General features: G+C 39.3%; 2 protein-coding genes. Both read right to left on the bottom strand.

The window, feature by feature from the left end:
• Window positions 1–703: 703 nt before the first annotated feature.
• On the bottom strand, window positions 704–1030 hold the full coding sequence (locus R7127_RS26185) for a hypothetical protein (protein WP_169608406.1): 327 nt from the start codon (window positions 1028–1030) through the stop codon (window positions 704–706).
• On the bottom strand, window positions 1023–1384 hold a 362-nt coding region (locus tag R7127_RS26180; protein WP_318148681.1), incomplete at its 5' end, for a hypothetical protein. The genes R7127_RS26185 and R7127_RS26180, both read right to left, overlap by 8 nt.

Genomic DNA, 1384 nt, shown 5'->3' with positions numbered 1-1384 from the left:
TGATTCCAAACAGAGTGCAGAAATACTCTTGAAATGCTTACTTGATATGGTCTATCATGGAAGGACTTCACGGCCGTTCAAACCTGTGAGTATTCCGAAATAAACCAGCTTCCTACGGCTGGTTTTTTCACATCTGGGGAAAGAGATTAATCCTAAAAGCATTTGATCTCAATGCTGATCTTTTAGATCTGACAACTCTCCAAACAAAAAAGCCTCCCGATTGGGAGGCTTTTTTGTTTCTATCGTGCGAAAAAAATATATTTCAAAACTTCAAAGCACCATCAACAACACCCTACATGCTCAATCATCGATTTTGGTTGTTTTTCCGTTGGACAGCCGTTGGATTCAACGTTATTCGCATGGTGTTAAGCTGATTTTGGTTGGACAATCGTTGGATCGTCGTTGTTTTTCTGTTGGATTCTCGTTGGACGGTTAACTTTTCATTATGAGATCAGATTTTTTTAGGCACACAGTTGGCGAGTTCGCCAGTAATAACACTACGGTATCGGAAAATAAATTTTCCTCCGCCTTGCGTCATTGTGTGCCTCGATGCTGACGCATCGAGATCGGACTCTACCGCTTAACTTGTAGATTTTCGTTACTAACGTACCGACCCTATTTTTTGCCCCCTGACAACGAAGAACGGCTCCCGATTGGGAGCCGTTCTTACGTCTAAATCTGGGTTCGCACTAAACCATTTAAGTTAAATGAAAGCTTGATAGAGGTGATATATTGTAATTCCCACCATTACTACATTACTAATAGCAAGAATCAGTAAGTAATTGTTATATGAACTAATAATTTCGTTTATGTCATCAGTATCAATTTCACTACTAGTTCCGAAACGCATCATACCCTTACCTTTACAATAACGTCTCAGAGCAAGTCCTGAGAAAAAAAATGTTAATCCCCAGAAGCTTAAAAGATAGATAAATTCCGCAGAAAAAAAGAATAAACATATCCCTAAGCAAGATGCATTAATACCATCGGACACATTCACATACTTTTGCGTCTTAACCTTATCAATCACTACTTAAAACGCTCCCTGAAAAATAACTTACAACATTTTCTGAGGTATCTTTCACTCTCTTAGACACGCTAAGTAAATGTAGGCGATAGTAAGCCCCTCTACCCATTAAATAAGCCCAAAGAGGATCAAGGTTTTTATCTTTAAGTCCAGCGTAGGCTATATCTCCAAACACAACATATTCTAAAGGTTTGAGATATGGGTTAGCGATAAGAGCAACACCGATCACCTGCATCACATCCGAACGTTTATCTTGTGTTGCAGCCTCAATGTAATCCTGAAAAGCATCATCTTCCATGTCGATATTGGCATTTCTCATTAAGCATTCAGGCGTAGCGCAACTCGCTTTAAAACGCA

Source organism: Vibrio sp. 1159, assembly GCF_033340395.1.
Taxonomy (GTDB): domain Bacteria; phylum Pseudomonadota; class Gammaproteobacteria; order Enterobacterales; family Vibrionaceae; genus Vibrio; species Vibrio alginolyticus.
This window is presented reverse-complemented; position numbering and strand designations above follow the sequence as displayed.